Source organism: Zhongshania sp. (assembly GCF_041623545.1).
Lineage (GTDB): Bacteria > Pseudomonadota > Gammaproteobacteria > Pseudomonadales > Spongiibacteraceae > Spongiibacter.
This window is the reverse complement of record NZ_JBFJWS010000065.1, coordinates 1-13,068: the sequence shown is the minus strand read 5'-3', so window position 1 is coordinate 13,068 and position 13,068 is coordinate 1. Positions and strand designations below refer to the sequence as shown.

14 protein-coding genes are annotated in these 13,068 nt (G+C 51.4%); 4 read left to right on the top strand and 10 right to left on the bottom strand.

From position 1 onward, the window contains the following. The 4 genes from ABYT30_RS08630 to ABYT30_RS08615 form a co-directional block, all read right to left on the bottom strand. Positions 1-1,368 (bottom strand): hypothetical protein (locus ABYT30_RS08630; RefSeq protein WP_373096026.1); only part of this gene is annotated, 1,368 nt, incomplete at its 3' end. 7 nt (positions 1,369-1,375) lie between these two features. Continuing rightward, positions 1,376-1,762 carry an MAPEG family protein gene (locus tag ABYT30_RS08625; protein ID WP_373096024.1) on the bottom strand — a complete coding sequence of 129 codons (387 nt, stop codon included), beginning with the start codon at positions 1,760-1,762 and terminating at the stop codon, positions 1,376-1,378. Between the two features lie 103 nt (positions 1,763-1,865). Continuing rightward, positions 1,866-3,005, bottom strand: a complete 1,140-nt coding sequence (locus ABYT30_RS08620; RefSeq protein WP_373096022.1) for an alpha/beta hydrolase family protein — start codon at positions 3,003-3,005, stop codon at positions 1,866-1,868. 194 nt (positions 3,006-3,199) lie between these two features. Then, the gene (locus tag ABYT30_RS08615) at positions 3,200-3,973 is read right to left on the bottom strand and encodes a ferredoxin--NADP reductase (RefSeq protein WP_373083762.1); all 774 of its coding nucleotides are present in this window, start codon (positions 3,971-3,973) and stop codon (positions 3,200-3,202) included. A 121-nt stretch (positions 3,974-4,094) separates the two neighbouring features. Here ABYT30_RS08615 and ABYT30_RS08610 point away from each other — a divergent pair, with 121 nt between their 5' ends. After that, entirely contained in the window at positions 4,095-4,973 is an 879-nt protein-coding gene (locus tag ABYT30_RS08610) for a LysR family transcriptional regulator (protein WP_373096028.1), read from the top strand. On the opposite strand, the gene ABYT30_RS08605 is transcribed toward ABYT30_RS08610, so the two are convergent. After that, entirely contained in the window at positions 4,970-6,172 is a 1,203-nt protein-coding gene (locus ABYT30_RS08605; RefSeq protein WP_373096020.1) for a multidrug effflux MFS transporter, read from the bottom strand. The two genes, ABYT30_RS08610 and ABYT30_RS08605, sit on opposite strands and share 4 nt — an antisense overlap. 102 nt (positions 6,173-6,274) lie before the next feature. On the opposite strand from ABYT30_RS08605, the gene ABYT30_RS08600 reads away from it, so the two are divergent. Further along, positions 6,275-6,772 carry a MarR family winged helix-turn-helix transcriptional regulator gene (locus tag ABYT30_RS08600; protein WP_373084986.1) on the top strand — a complete coding sequence of 166 codons (498 nt, stop codon included), beginning with the start codon at positions 6,275-6,277 and terminating at the stop codon, positions 6,770-6,772. Positions 6,773-6,784: 12 nt separating this feature from the next. Here the strand turns inward: ABYT30_RS08600 and ABYT30_RS08595 are convergent, their stop codons facing one another. The 4 genes from ABYT30_RS08595 to ABYT30_RS08580 all read right to left on the bottom strand — a co-directional run bounded on the left by ABYT30_RS08595 (position 6,785) and on the right by ABYT30_RS08580 (position 10,703). Then, positions 6,785-8,419: a ShlB/FhaC/HecB family hemolysin secretion/activation protein gene (locus ABYT30_RS08595; RefSeq protein WP_373096018.1), complete on the bottom strand. Its 1,635-nt coding sequence runs from the start codon at positions 8,417-8,419 to the stop codon at positions 6,785-6,787. A gap of 86 nt (positions 8,420-8,505) precedes the next feature. After that, complete coding sequence (locus ABYT30_RS08590) at positions 8,506-9,372, bottom strand: OmpA family protein (protein ID WP_373096016.1); 867 nt, start codon at positions 9,370-9,372, stop codon at positions 8,506-8,508. 163 nt (positions 9,373-9,535) lie between these two features. Further along, complete coding sequence (locus ABYT30_RS08585) at positions 9,536-10,324, bottom strand: DUF4126 domain-containing protein (protein ID WP_373096015.1); 789 nt, start codon at positions 10,322-10,324, stop codon at positions 9,536-9,538. Continuing rightward, a complete protein-coding gene (locus ABYT30_RS08580; RefSeq protein WP_373082205.1) occupies positions 10,317-10,703 on the bottom strand; it encodes a DUF4345 family protein in 387 nt (128 codons plus the stop codon). Before ABYT30_RS08580 ends, ABYT30_RS08585 begins: the two co-directional genes overlap by 8 nt. 121 nt (positions 10,704-10,824) lie before the next feature. Here ABYT30_RS08580 and ABYT30_RS08575 point away from each other — a divergent pair, with 121 nt between their 5' ends. Further along, entirely contained in the window at positions 10,825-11,604 is a 780-nt protein-coding gene (locus ABYT30_RS08575; RefSeq protein ID WP_373082207.1) for a DUF2889 domain-containing protein, read from the top strand. Between the two features lie 191 nt (positions 11,605-11,795). Here ABYT30_RS08575 and ABYT30_RS08570 read toward each other — a convergent pair whose 3' ends face one another. After that, on the bottom strand, positions 11,796-12,509 hold the full coding sequence (locus ABYT30_RS08570) for an SIMPL domain-containing protein (RefSeq protein WP_373096013.1): 714 nt from the start codon (positions 12,507-12,509) through the stop codon (positions 11,796-11,798). A gap of 122 nt (positions 12,510-12,631) precedes the next feature. Here ABYT30_RS08570 and ABYT30_RS08565 point away from each other — a divergent pair. After that, positions 12,632-13,068, top strand: a 437-nt coding sequence (locus ABYT30_RS08565; protein WP_373096011.1) for an aldehyde dehydrogenase family protein, incomplete at its 3' end; no start/stop codon positions are given.

Below are 13,068 nucleotides of genomic sequence, written 5' to 3'. Positions count from 1 at the left end.
TAGATCATTGCCAAACTCTGGGGTTGCAGTATCACCTATACCGAATAAATACAGGCTCATTGCGCTGCCACGAGGCAATTTAAGCATGCCTTTCTTTTTAAAAATCCAACGACCACTGTCATTGCGCGCGTCAATCAAGGACAGTTCACGGGTCATTTTTTGCCCCCACGGCGAACTGGCTTGTACTTTCACCCACTGGGCGTGCTTGGGCAAACGAATATTAAAACTTCCGTCAGCGGCAACCCGACCCTGAGTGACCGGCCGATCATCCTGATCCCATATCGCCACTGAAACCGCGCTGTCATTGACATAACCACGCAGCATTTGCCCTTCATATATCTGATCGGTCACCGCAGCCACATCGCTGCGCGCGCCGACCACCAAGCGGAATTTGGACAGCAACTTCTCGCCAGGCTCGATATCCATAAATTGATTTTGCAGCATCGACAGCCAATTAAGCCGCTCACTTTGCAACCACAGCGGCCGGCTCATCCAGCCATGCAGGCTGTAATTAGGAAATACCGCGAGAAATCTAGGCAAAGGCTGACGACTGCCATTTTTGGTAATCAGTTCGGCTGACTGCAACTGCACGCCGTAACTCACTTCACTGTCATAGCTATTGGCGCCCACCAGAATATTCCAATCGCTGGGCAGCATTCCAGCAAGCAATGACGACACGCTATTGCGGTCGATTTCAGGGTGCGCAAAACCTAACGTCGCGTCGGGAACATAGCTTGAGTAACTAAACGGCGTTAGCGAACGCTGCGAATAAAGTGTAAACAAACCGCTCATATGCACGGCTTTGCCCTTGCCAATGCGCTCGATAAGTACCTCAATGCCTAAACTATCTGCACCTTCAGCCAAGCGATAAATAACGGTCTGGCGTATTCCGTCAGCCTCGCCAACGGTCGTTATCTCGGCATTTCCATCACGTAGCGCGGCGCTCACCTTGGTGACCGGAATAGCGGTTTCTTTCGCAAGCCCCGTCAAGAAATTGGCGTAAGTCCACTGATCATTCGCCAAGTCGCAATGCGCCACATCGATTAGTGTCCCGCCGCCCGCAACAATTCCAGCATCGTGGCCAACATCACTCACGGCCACACATAATTTGCCATTAGACAACCACCAGTCACCCAAGCCAGCAATACTATCTGGCCCGCCCCGGGGAAAACTGTCTAAGGTTTCTGCGCGAATCTGTTCAGCGCGCAGCAGCGAAGGCGGTGGCGCGGCCTCCGCGACAGGTAAAAACTCTTCGAGCTGAGGGGCAAAGCCCTCGTCTTTTTCAGATTTTACCGATTTAGGTGCGGCTATCGCCCCAGCCACAACTAGCACCAAGGGGAAACCCAACATCCATTTTGCTAGGCCCATAAAGTATTCACGCGGCCATGATAAAAAGCGAAATACAGGCGCCAATGCCGACCAAAAAGCTCAGGGAACGCAATATATCTTTATTTGCGATGTAAAAAACCGGGTAGAGAATTCGCGCTACGATAAAAATCTCCGCCGCTAGGGCCGAGCGCTCAGGGGCAACACCTGCCAGATGCGCAATGACTACCGCAGCAATAAATACCGGTAGCGCCTCCCAGGCATTTTGTTGCGCGGCATACGCTCGCGCACCAGGCCCTTCCAACAAAGCGTACTGTGCTCTGGGGTGTTTATTATCGATACTGCCCAGTTGCTTACCGCGAAAATAGCCGCATACCCATGAGCTAATAATTGGTAACAGACATGCGATAAAGACACACCAAAATGCGATTGTCATTCGGTTCTTCCCCTGATTCGTTTTTGTAGTTTTTTTAGTCGAGCTAATATAACTGGCTACCCGACCTGCGGGTAGCCTACTGAGCGATTAGTTAGTCGTGCCGCTATCTAGCTGCGCGCTGAACACTAATCTCAGGAATTTCACTCGCCAAGGTTTTCATTAGATAGTCCCGCGCATCCTGGCGACGCAACTCACTCAAAGCAAACTGCGCTTCAAAAAACGGGAATACGGCAAGAGTGGTCAGCCACTGCTGGCGAATTGGGTTCATTGCCTTAGGCAATGGGTCCATCGTGCACAATGCCGTCTGCGGCACCACCAAAATCCCCTGTTCAGCCGTACCCAACGCCTCTACCCAGACTTCATCTTCAGTTTTGGCGAGACCACGAGTTACCATGCTACAGCCAACCATGTCCGCGTTATCTAGCCAGCGGAAATAGCGCCCAGGGGTCGCAAACGCGGTGTGCGATGCGTCCTGCATCGTCACCAGGAGCGAGCCTTTAACATATTTTGGAATCGTCGCGGCATTGGTGTCATAGTCGATCATCGCGTCAATCGGCGAGGCAACCATCATAAAGGGGATATCCCGCGATTCGTAAAACCCCTTAGCAAACACAAAAACTGGCCCGGCAATCGAGACTGCAGCGGCGATCCGCAGGTCAGCATTTTCTGGGTGAAACGCCGCCAAAGTCGAGGTCATTCCACCCAAAGACAAGCCCATAACCCCAATGCGGTTTTCATCAATTTTCTCAAAAAACTGATTACTGCTATCACTATCCCAGCTCAAAAACTGGTCGATTAAAAAGCTAATATCACCAGGTTGATTCACCACATCTTTTACCAAAGGGCCACCTGGCGCACTCATATTGGTCAGCGGATAATCCATTGCCGCAACAATATAGCCATGGCTGGCAAAATGCTCAGCGAGATAACTGCCACCGGTTCGCATCGACATAAAGCCGTGGCTATAAATCAATAAGGGCGCTGGCGCCGCTATACCCTCAGGATACCAAACCCGCGTCTTAAGTAAGCGCTCATCACTGCCTTTGAAATCGCCATTCGGCTGGCTAGGTCGTGTTTTATCAACCAGTTCCACGTCAAAATAATCGACATCGTAGATGCCTTTCTCCAACCACTTACTGCTCTGCGAATCAGCAGGCAGCGTTTCAGGTAAATTGCCAAACTGCAAATACAGCACCACCGCGACAATTAAGACGACGATTAGCAACAGAATTTTTTTAATCATTTTTGGCGCTCAGTTACAAATAAAATGTCTAGGCCACTAACTTAGCAAGGCCGCCGTCAGGACTCCACCTTTAGCGTACTGCCAACGTAAAAATACTCTATTTTTATTGTATAGAACCTAAAAAAGCCCCTAGTCTGGGGCTTTTTTAGGTTTCGCTATTTAGAAGCTCCACTTATCCACTGCCGGAATAGCTCTTAATGCTCAACAAACGCTCGCTCAATCACATAGTGACCATGCACTCCCGCTCGCGTTTCCTGAAAGCCCGCCGCATTTAATAGCGCACAGCTATCCTTCAACATGCTTGGACTTCCGCAAATCATGAAGCGGTCATCATCAGTATTCAATGCGGGCAGACCAACATCCCTCATCAGCTTTCCGCTGCGGATCAAGTCCGTCAAGCGACCTTGGTTTGCATACACCTCCCTCGTCACCGTTGGATAATAAATTAGTTTATCCCGCACCAGCTCACCAAAGTACTCATGACTGGGTAAGTGCTCGCGAATAAAGCCCTGATAGGCCAACTCACTCTCGTAGCGAACACCGTGCACTAACACCACTTTTTCAAATTTTTCGTATACCTCTGGGTCTTTAATGATACTCATGAATGGCGCCAAGCCCGTGCCGGTACTCAGCAGGTATAAGTTTTTACCCGGCAGCAGATTGTCAGCGAGCAATGTTCCTGTAGGCTTACGACTAATCAGCACTTCATCGCCAACTCGGATTTGCTGTAATTTAGAGGTCAGCGGACCATCGGCAACTTTAATGCTGAAGAATTCGAGCTCATCTTCGTAGTTGGCGCTAACAATACTATAAGCGCGCATCAGCGGACGATCGCCCTGCTGCAGGCCTATCATGGTGAAATGACCATTTTCAAAGCGAAAAGACGGATCGCGGCTGGTTTTAAAGCTAAACAAGGTGTCGTTCCAGTGATGTACGCTGGTCACTCGTTCACGAATAATATTGCTCATTAATAGCCTCTCTTGCGGCGATGGGCGCCGTCCCTGTTAAGCTCATTTGCCAACAGTCTACGGGAGCGCTATGCTATCGGCAAAATGACTTATAATGATTTTTTATATCGGTTTTATTAATATGCACTATACCCTTCGTCAACTTGAAGTATTTCTGGCCGCCGCACACACCGAAAACATTACTCGGGCCGCCGAGCAATTGTCGATGTCACAGTCCGCAGCATCGAGCGCCCTCAAAGACCTAGAGCAGCAATTCAATATTCAGCTCTTTGACCGTATAGGTAAGCGCCTACAAATCAATGAACTGGGCAGGGCCCTGCGCCCCCAGGCCGAAGCGCTGCTAGATCAAGCCCAGGCCTTGGAGCAGGGTTTTCGCCGCCACGATCAGGTCGGCGAACTAAAAGTCGGAGCCACCCTCACCATTGGCAATTATCTTGCTGTCGACATCATGGCCGAATTCATTAGCCGTCATCCCGCCGCCAAAGTTGCACTCAATGTTGCCAATACCGCGGCAATCAGTCAGCAAGTGCTCAATTTCGATTTAGATGTCGGCTTAATTGAAGGTGAATTGCACCACCCCGATCTTGAAGTCACCAAATGGCGAGAAGACGAACTGCAAATTTTTTGCTGCCCCAGTCACCCTCTGGCCAAAAAGAAAAACCTGTCAAATGCAGACTTACTTTCGGCCCAATGGATTTTGCGGGAACCCGGCTCCGGAACCCGGCAAGCCTTTGATCGCGCCTTGCACGACTTATTACCTGACTTGAATATCCGCTTGGAATTACAGCATACCGAGGCGATTAAACGGGCGGTGGAGACCGGTCTCGGCATAGGCTGCCTATCTAAAGTCTCGCTTCAGTCTGCGCTGGAAACCAATCGTCTTGTTGCCTTAGAGGCGAAGTCACGGGACTTTAAACGCTACTTCTACTTCATTTTACACCGCCAAAAATATCGCAGCGAAGGCATATTGCGCTGGCTGGAACTGTGCCGCAATAGTTAGACCGCCTCCTCAGCGACAGCGGCGGGTGCCGCTTGCTGCCGTTTTGGGACAACCCACAAGCCCAAGGCTGAGGCGACAAACATCGTTATGGTCATCGGCCACATATACTCGCTGTGAAACTGGGTCGAAATAGCACTAATCACCCCACCGATAAGATACTGGGCACTCCCCATTAAAGCCGACGCAATACCGCTGTGCTGAGGGAAAAATTGCAGAGCACAGGCTTGTGAGTTACCCATTACCCCCCCCAAAGCACCTATCGCTAACATAATAAGTGGAACAACCAGCCACAGTGGCGGCCCAAAACCCGTTATTAACAACAAAGCGCTACAGGCAATAAATTGCAGCAATATTGCAAAGGGCACGATATGCGCCGCCGGTATGGTGTTCAGCATCCAATTATTCGCCCGGTTGGCAATCGCAAGGGTAATCACATTGGCGGCAAACAACATTGAGAACACGGCACCACTTTTACCGTACTGACCGATGTAGACCAGTGAGGCGTTCGCCACAAAAGTAATCATCACGCTAAAGCCCAAGCTTTGGGTCAGTAAATAGGCCATTGCCCGGCGATTTCTAATGACAAATTGATAGCGCTGTAACAAGCCCTCCCTTAATACTGGGCGCGCGCTTGGCTGGGGCTTTTTTATCATCACACTCGCCAGCCCGCACACCAACACTGCATAGGCCGCCAGCGCGATAAACACCAGCTGCCAGCCACCAACACTAAACAAAATTGTACCGATGCTTGGCGCCAAGGCCGGTGCAATAATTGTAATGAGCGCGATATGGGAAAATAATTTTGCGCTTGCTTGGCCTTCAGTGTGATCCCGCACCATGGCAGGCACCACCACCGAGGCAAAACCGCCACCAACCGCCTGAACAAATCGCGCCGTCCAAAACACCATTACCGAATCGGTCGAGGCAATTAGCAAACTCGCGAGGGCAAACAAAGCCAAACCGAAAAATAAAACCGGACGACGGCCAATATAATCACTTATTGGCCCCCCGAAAAATTGCCCAAAACTCAAGCCAACAATATACAAGCTCACGGTGATCGCAATATCTTGCGCTGCCACATTCAAATCAGCGGCAATGGCCGGAATGGTTGGCAAATACATATCGATTGCGAGTGGTGATAACGCAAAAATAGACGCGAGTAGAAAAATCAAACGTAGATTGGGTAGTGCGGGGGGCATAGGACACCTTTTATCTTTCCAGAAAGATAATAACTGGAGATTAGCTTTCCAGCAAGATAAAATCCGGGAATCCTCCCAAGCCGAGCACAACTAGCGCCTACTATGGACGACAAACGAATCAGCATTACTGAACTGCGCCAACAACAGAAACGCCACTGGCCAGAAATGTATCGTGCCACCAACCCAGCAGTACTCAGCATTATTCGCGCTGGCGACCAGTTTATTAAGGAAACCAATGCCGCCTTACAAGCCGCGCAATTGACCGGCGCCGAATTTGACGTGCTAGCTACCCTGCGCCGCCAAGCCGAACCCTATCGACTCAGCCCCACTGAGTTGTGTAAAGCCATGCTATTTAGCTCGGGTGGTTTAACCAAGGTGCTGCACCGCCTGCAAAATGCCAATTTGATTTTGCGGCCAGAAAACCCCGAGGACGGTCGCAGCCTACTCGTGCAACTCAGCCCTGAGGGCATCAAACTAAGTGACGAGCTATGCGCGGTAATTGGCCCCTTGCATCGCAGCCGCCTCGCTAAACTCGATAAAAAAGAACAAGCAACCTTAAGCCACCTGCTTGAAAAAGCCTTTGCCAAAGACGGTGATTAAATACGTATGTCTTTAAAACACCCAGCGCAGACGCCAAAAGAAATCCGCCTCTAGCGCAGTTAAGCGCGATTCATCGACCACATCATCCATAACCGGGATCGCCGCGAGCAATTCTGTTTCTAAACCGTAGCCAGGCTTCAGGGCGAGTCGAAAACCTGCATCCGCTAGACTCTGACTGGCCGACAGCTCGCCACTGGCATTATTAAAGCGCGTCGCCGCATGCTCGGCAAACAGCGATGACTCCCACGCCAATCCCCACCACTGGTGTTTGCCATTAACAGCTAGATGGAAAAAATAACCATTGTCGCCAATCAACACACCGGGCAAGTACGCGCTCATACTATTCATGCCGCCGAGTACGAACTGCTGTTGCTGGGGAAGCTGGGTATTGTCAGCGAATTGACCATTAAAATTGAGCGCTAACTCATAGTTTGGCGCTAGGGCGAATTTATAGCCTAGCTTTGGCTGCAATAAGAGAAATTCAGCGTCGCGCTTGCCAATACTTACGTCTTCACTGGCATCACTGCCAAAACTGCCACCATCACCAAAGCCGGCCTTTAGTGACAGCTGCGCTTTGAGGTACGATGGCGCGTCAGCCAGACTACTCCGAACCGAATACTTGCCGCCAAGCTCCAGGGTTTGATATCGCTCTTCCAGCACGGCAGCGCTCTGCCCCGCCGCCTTAATCTCCGAGCTAATATGCTCTAGACGCTCAAATACCGTCCAGCGCTGAACCGGATTACTGGCAAGCACTTGCTCCCCCGAAAACGCCACACTGGCAATTTCAGCGTCAAGATCCAATGTTTCGGTACCCGTCACCACTGGGCAATTCAGCAAAGGCGGTAAACACACGCCGCCTGACGTACTTGTGGTGGTCACTTGCGGACGACGCTGATATTCAATATGACTGGCTTCAATGCCATAGAGACCAAAACGAAATGGATGCTCAAAGCCAATATCGAATTGCTGATAGTCATCGCCGTCGCCGGCCCCGCCCAGCTCTTCAAAAATTGTCCGGTAAGCAATATTCATTTCAGTGCCGCTAGCAAACTGATGTTTAACACCTGCGAGGCCAAAATAGCGGCCAAGGAAGCGGCTGCCTTTATTATTCATTTCTAAAATAAAATCAGTTGCATCGTGATCGGCAATAACTTGTTCACGGAAGTCGAGTATCACCTGATTATCGTAATGCTGCTCGTAGGCAATGCTATATGCCAAGCCCGCGCGCTCGGCCTGCAAATCTGCCAATACGCGCGCGCGGTCAAATTCAGCCAAACTTAAATCAGTGTCACCAACTAGACCCTCAAAATGGGTGGTTACCTGCGGATTGCCGCGCACGCCCTTCACCACCGCCTGCGACACAAGAACAGTCACGGTGTCGTCACGACGAAAATAATTCACACTCACCAATAAATGGCCGGCGTTATAGTAACGGCGCGTCAGCGCCGTAATCGCCGCAGAAGGCGACTCTGCCTCCGCCAATAGCACCTCAATTTGACTGGTAGAAAGCTGGGTATTACCAATTACTTGAATATTTATACCGCCAATCACCGCGGTGATCGCCGCAGTTTCAACTCTCGCGGCAGCCTCTATCTGCATTTGGCTCGCAAGCTGGGGGGGCATTACCGGTGGCAGATCAATTGCCATTCAAACTCTCCTCAAAATACCTAACGGGGCCATGGCCCCGCAATTCGGCTATCAATTGGTGGAAGTGTAATTTTTGGGTATCGCCACTAAAGGCGCTTTAATTCAACGCGGCGATTCTTTTCACGGCCTGCCGCGGTGCTGTTATCAGCGCGTGGTTTGGCCTCACCATAGCCTTTTGCCACTAAGCGCTCGGCGCTAATTCCCTGCGCTAACAAGTAATTCCGCACCGCCTTAGCCCTAGCGTCTGACAGACGCAAATTGTAGCGCTCACCGCCAGCGTTATCGGTGTGACCGCCAACCTCGATACGCTGCGCATCAGATTGGCGAATGACCTGCACAGCAACATCGAGTATTGCTTTAGCGGTCTCATCTAACACGGCGCTATCGTAGGCAAAATACACCCCCTCTAAGGGCTGGGCTTGGGGCCCTTCGATATAACAACCGTTCGCAAGGGTTTTGATACCGCGAGGGGTTTTTAAACATTGATCGTCTTGATCGCAGACACCATCGCCATCACCATCGGCACAGAGGTAGCCATCGGCCTGAATACGACCTGCTGCAAATACCGGATCGATATTGGTCAGCGGCGCCAAAGCGGGCTGGTCCTTAGCCGAACCAAGAAGACCGCCTCCCTCGCCAAGCTCGCTGCCGTCATCAGCAGCAAATATCCCCTGATCCATAGCCAAAAGTTCATCGCTCGCGGCAAGGCTACTCAGCTCCTCAGCCATGGGCTCGGGATCACCTTCAAGGCCAGAATCAGCACCAGCCAAGCTATCGTTAAGGTCGATTCCAACGGCGGTCGTCACTGGACTGACTACGGTTAAAATGCCGCTCTGATTAACCAAGTCCTGTGCCGGCCCAGCCTGAGCCGCGTTTAATGGCAGTAACACGCTCAATAAAAAACTCTGCAGGCAAAGCCTAGAGATCATCAGGTACCACCTATAAAAATCCATTTTGTTCCATAATTAGGCTCAGTTAACGATAAAATCCCGTTGTCGACTGCACACACCGCCACAGCGGATAAGATATGCGCAATTAAAACGCATTTACTCAGCTGGCGCATGAAATTTATGTTAACTACGCCACACCATTTTAGCGCTAAGCAAAATTAACCGGTTAATTTGCCCCTGCGCCACTATGCTCGGCAATTACTGACGCTTTGGCACTGGCATACTCCGCGTCACTCAAGGCACCCGATTGATGGAGCGAGTCCAAGCCCTGCAATGCCTCGACCAGCGAGCGTGGCTGCACAAGCTCCGCCGCGGGCGTATCCCCCGCCAATGCGTCATTAGTCTCTTTACTCAAGCCCAGCCACTGACCAATTTTACGGAAGATACGCGCAATGCCCCGCCACAATTTTGGCAGCAACCAAATTAACAATAGTAAAAAGACAACAAAGCCAATGAGGAACAAAACAGGGTGATTTAATGCCACCCACAAGCCACCAAAAACAGCGACATCTTCACTGATCGACGCCATCCAGTTACTCACCGGTTCCGGCGAAGTATTGATCAGCATTCGGGTACTCGCTTTGGCCGCATGGGTCACCGAGGTGACCGAACCGCCGACGATGCCCGCCGCTAGCTGCAAGGCCGGGCTGACATCCCCCACGGTATTTGCAGCAAGCAGAGCACCCGCCGGTATCCGAATAAACGTATGCAAGGCATCCCAGCCGGTATCCACCCCGGGAATTTTATCAGCAAAAAATTCCACCGCGTACATTAAGCCCGCCGCTAAAATCACCGCTGGGTCCTGCACAACGGCCAAACTATCTGGCAAATCAATACCGCCAACCGAGCCACCCAAGCCCAACACCAAAATGGCGGCGTATAAATTAAGGCCGCTGGCCCAAGAGACTCCCATGGTTAGCGAGATCACACTAATTAACTGCTGATACTCATCCATTGCGTTGCTCTCCGCTTAAGCGTTTGGCAAATACCCAGCACAGGGCAGCCGCACTCAATTCAAATGCCAGCGCCGACAAAGTGTAAACTGACGCGCTACCCGCCAACATCACCGCAAATAAGCGGCCAGCGCCAATACCAGCCGTAACAATGCCATTCAAAAACAGTACATGACAGGCCCAGCGCGGGCGCCACAGCGCCCAAAGTGCGGCTAGTCCTATCGCCAATTCCATGCCACCGTACATGGCACGCAGCTCAACAATACCATCTTCCGTAGCGGCCGCCACACCAGCGTAGGCCGACAATGCACTCGGGTCGATGAACAGCCAGCCGCCAATGGCCAACCACGCCACCGCCAAATATCCCAAAAACCAGCGCATCGCACCTCCAATAATATTTAAAACAGTTTAAGCTGACCGAAACCGTCATTAATTTAGACCGCTAAGGTCATACTCTTCCTAAGCAAAATCGCTACTATTCTAGTTCAATATGGAGAGCCAAATGTCGACTGTGGAAGACTACCCTAAAAATCCCAATTATGGCCACGGCTGCTATCGGCGCAGAATTCGCTTATTCTCCGAAGCCGGGCGGGTTCACGCCGAACTCGAGGACACCAACCACGGCTTTCGCTGCACAATTTTCCACGACGGCGAAAAAGTCACCGATATTCACAGTGAAGTACTGCGCATCCCCTACGACACCTGCCCCGGCGCGGCAGAACCGCTGCGTAAATTAATTGGCTTGCCGCTGTGCGACGATGTTCAAGACTTGATCCCCCTCACCGACGCGCCATCCAATTGCACCCATTTGCTGGATCTCGCGCTACTAGCTATTCGCCACAGCAAACGCACGGTAGCGGAGTTAATTTACGACATCAGCGTAGAAGATCAACGCGAGGCCAGCGACGCGTTAGCTGAGGTTTACGCCAACGGCGCCCTAATTCACTCTTGGCAAACACGAGATTGGACCATCAATGAGCCTAAAGACCTGAAGAGCAAGGTGCTTTATAAGGGCTTTAGCAAATGGGCATCGGCATACTTCAGCGGCGATCAGCGCGAAGCCGCCTTTGTCCTGCAAAAAGGCTATTTTGTTTCTGGCGCCCGCCGTTTCGATATTGATACCAAAGCCGGCCAACCAGCCAACAAACACAGTGAAGTAATGCGCGGCGTGTGCTTTAGCTACAGCTCACCACAAATTGAAGTGGCTAAGCGCTCGGCTCACAGCACGCGCGATTTCAGCAATACACCAGAACTTCTTCTTAAATTTCAAGACATTAGCTAGAAATGCTGCCTAGTTGCCGCCAGCCAAGCGATACGCACAATTACGAATACTTACCGCGGCGAGTCGGCGCTACTATTACTACAGTTTCATTGACTCCTGATCCTCGCAATGATTTCCATAGTAGCACCCCCGCTTGGCACCCAAACTCTGGGTGCTTTTTTTATGCCTTAAGATTGACTCGCGACCGCCCCTTATTTCAACAAAAACACCACGGTCAAACTTGCACTCACCGTTTCTGTACCGACCAGCATAGGCGCCTGCGCGCCGACTTTGGCATCCATCATCATCGCCCGTTCGTATACGACTGGCGCACTAGCCCCCTCGTCAATATGGTAAACCCCAGCCAGTTTCCGACCAAAGCCCGCAGCGAGCACCTCGGCCTTGGCGTTTGCATCGGCAATAGCGGCCTGCACGGCCTCAGCCTGCAAAGCCTCTCTGCGCGACAAATCAAAACTGACATTACCCAGCTCACTGATACCGGCGTTGACCAAAGCATCGAGCAAGGCGCCGTAGCGCGACAAGTCCGTCAAGGTAATGTCGACACTGCGCTCAACCCGCTGCCCGCGCAGCACACGCTTGCCGTCTTGCCAGTCGTAATCTGGGTAAACACGAATCTGCGAGGCGCGAATATCGCTCTCAGGCACCCCTTGCTCCGCCACCGCATTCAATACTTGGGCGCTGCGCTGATCAACCGCGCTTTTGGCCTTTACCGCACTATCGCTGGTCTCAGAAATTTGCAATTGCAAACGAGCAATATCCGGCATGGCCTCGACCTCACCGCGTGCAGCGACCACCACATGGGGCGCGTCTGGCAGCGTGGCGGCAAGGGAAATAATTGGCAACGAAGCGGACAATACAAAGGCTATCACACTGTTCAAAATAAGGTTTTGCGCGTTTTTCATCATCTGTTTCCTTATGGTTCGATTTTCAATTGGCCATCCGTCGCCAGACCCTGGCGTAGTTTCACAACACTAGGCTTTTAGTAGCGCCTTTTTATTTCAACATAACAGCTCAAAGGGAGAATACTATGACCAATCTTAACAATCCGGCCCTCGACACAGGGATCAACGATATGCGTGCCACCCTCGACCGCCAGCGCCAACTGTGCACCACAGAAGGTGCGGTCAGTGTAGAACTGCGCATTGACCGCCTCAACCGGGCAATCGATCTGATTTTTGATAATCGCGATATTATTGTCGACACCCTCGGCCAAGATTTTGGTCACCGCAGTAGCCATCAATCCCTGATGTCAGACATTTATGCAACGATTGAGTGCCTGAAACACAGCAAAAAACACCTCAAAAAGTGGATGAAGGCCGAGAAACGTAAAGCCCCGTTCCCAATGAATTTACTCGGGGCTAAAGCCCGCGTTGAATTTCAACCCAAAGGGGTTGTTGGCATTATCGGCACTTGGAACTTTCCATTAAATACCGTGTTTTCTCCCTTGGCAGGCGTCCTCGCGGC

What these genes read in the sequence shown, in the direction of transcription:
- ABYT30_RS08625 (WP_373096024.1), bottom strand. Translation starts at nt 1,762, where the DNA reads ATGACAATCGCATTTTGGTGTGTCTTTATCGCATGTCTGTTACCAATT.
- ABYT30_RS08620 (WP_373096022.1), bottom strand. Translation starts at nt 3,005, where the DNA reads ATGATTAAAAAAATTCTGTTGCTAATCGTCGTCTTAATTGTCGCGGTG.
- ABYT30_RS08615 (WP_373083762.1), bottom strand. Translation starts at nt 3,973, where the DNA reads ATGAGCAATATTATTCGTGAACGAGTGACCAGCGTACATCACTGGAAC.
- ABYT30_RS08610 (WP_373096028.1), top strand. Translation starts at nt 4,095, where the DNA reads ATGCACTATACCCTTCGTCAACTTGAAGTATTTCTGGCCGCCGCACAC.
- ABYT30_RS08605 (WP_373096020.1), bottom strand. Translation starts at nt 6,172, where the DNA reads ATGCCCCCCGCACTACCCAATCTACGTTTGATTTTTCTACTCGCGTCT.
- ABYT30_RS08600 (WP_373084986.1), top strand. Translation starts at nt 6,275, where the DNA reads ATGGACGACAAACGAATCAGCATTACTGAACTGCGCCAACAACAGAAA.
- ABYT30_RS08595 (WP_373096018.1), bottom strand. Translation starts at nt 8,419, where the DNA reads ATGGCAATTGATCTGCCACCGGTAATGCCCCCCCAGCTTGCGAGCCAA.
- ABYT30_RS08590 (WP_373096016.1), bottom strand. Translation starts at nt 9,372, where the DNA reads ATGGATTTTTATAGGTGGTACCTGATGATCTCTAGGCTTTGCCTGCAG.
- ABYT30_RS08585 (WP_373096015.1), bottom strand. Translation starts at nt 10,324, where the DNA reads ATGGATGAGTATCAGCAGTTAATTAGTGTGATCTCGCTAACCATGGGA.
- ABYT30_RS08580 (WP_373082205.1), bottom strand. Translation starts at nt 10,703, where the DNA reads ATGCGCTGGTTTTTGGGATATTTGGCGGTGGCGTGGTTGGCCATTGGC.
- ABYT30_RS08575 (WP_373082207.1), top strand. Translation starts at nt 10,825, where the DNA reads ATGTCGACTGTGGAAGACTACCCTAAAAATCCCAATTATGGCCACGGC.
- ABYT30_RS08570 (WP_373096013.1), bottom strand. Translation starts at nt 12,509, where the DNA reads ATGATGAAAAACGCGCAAAACCTTATTTTGAACAGTGTGATAGCCTTT.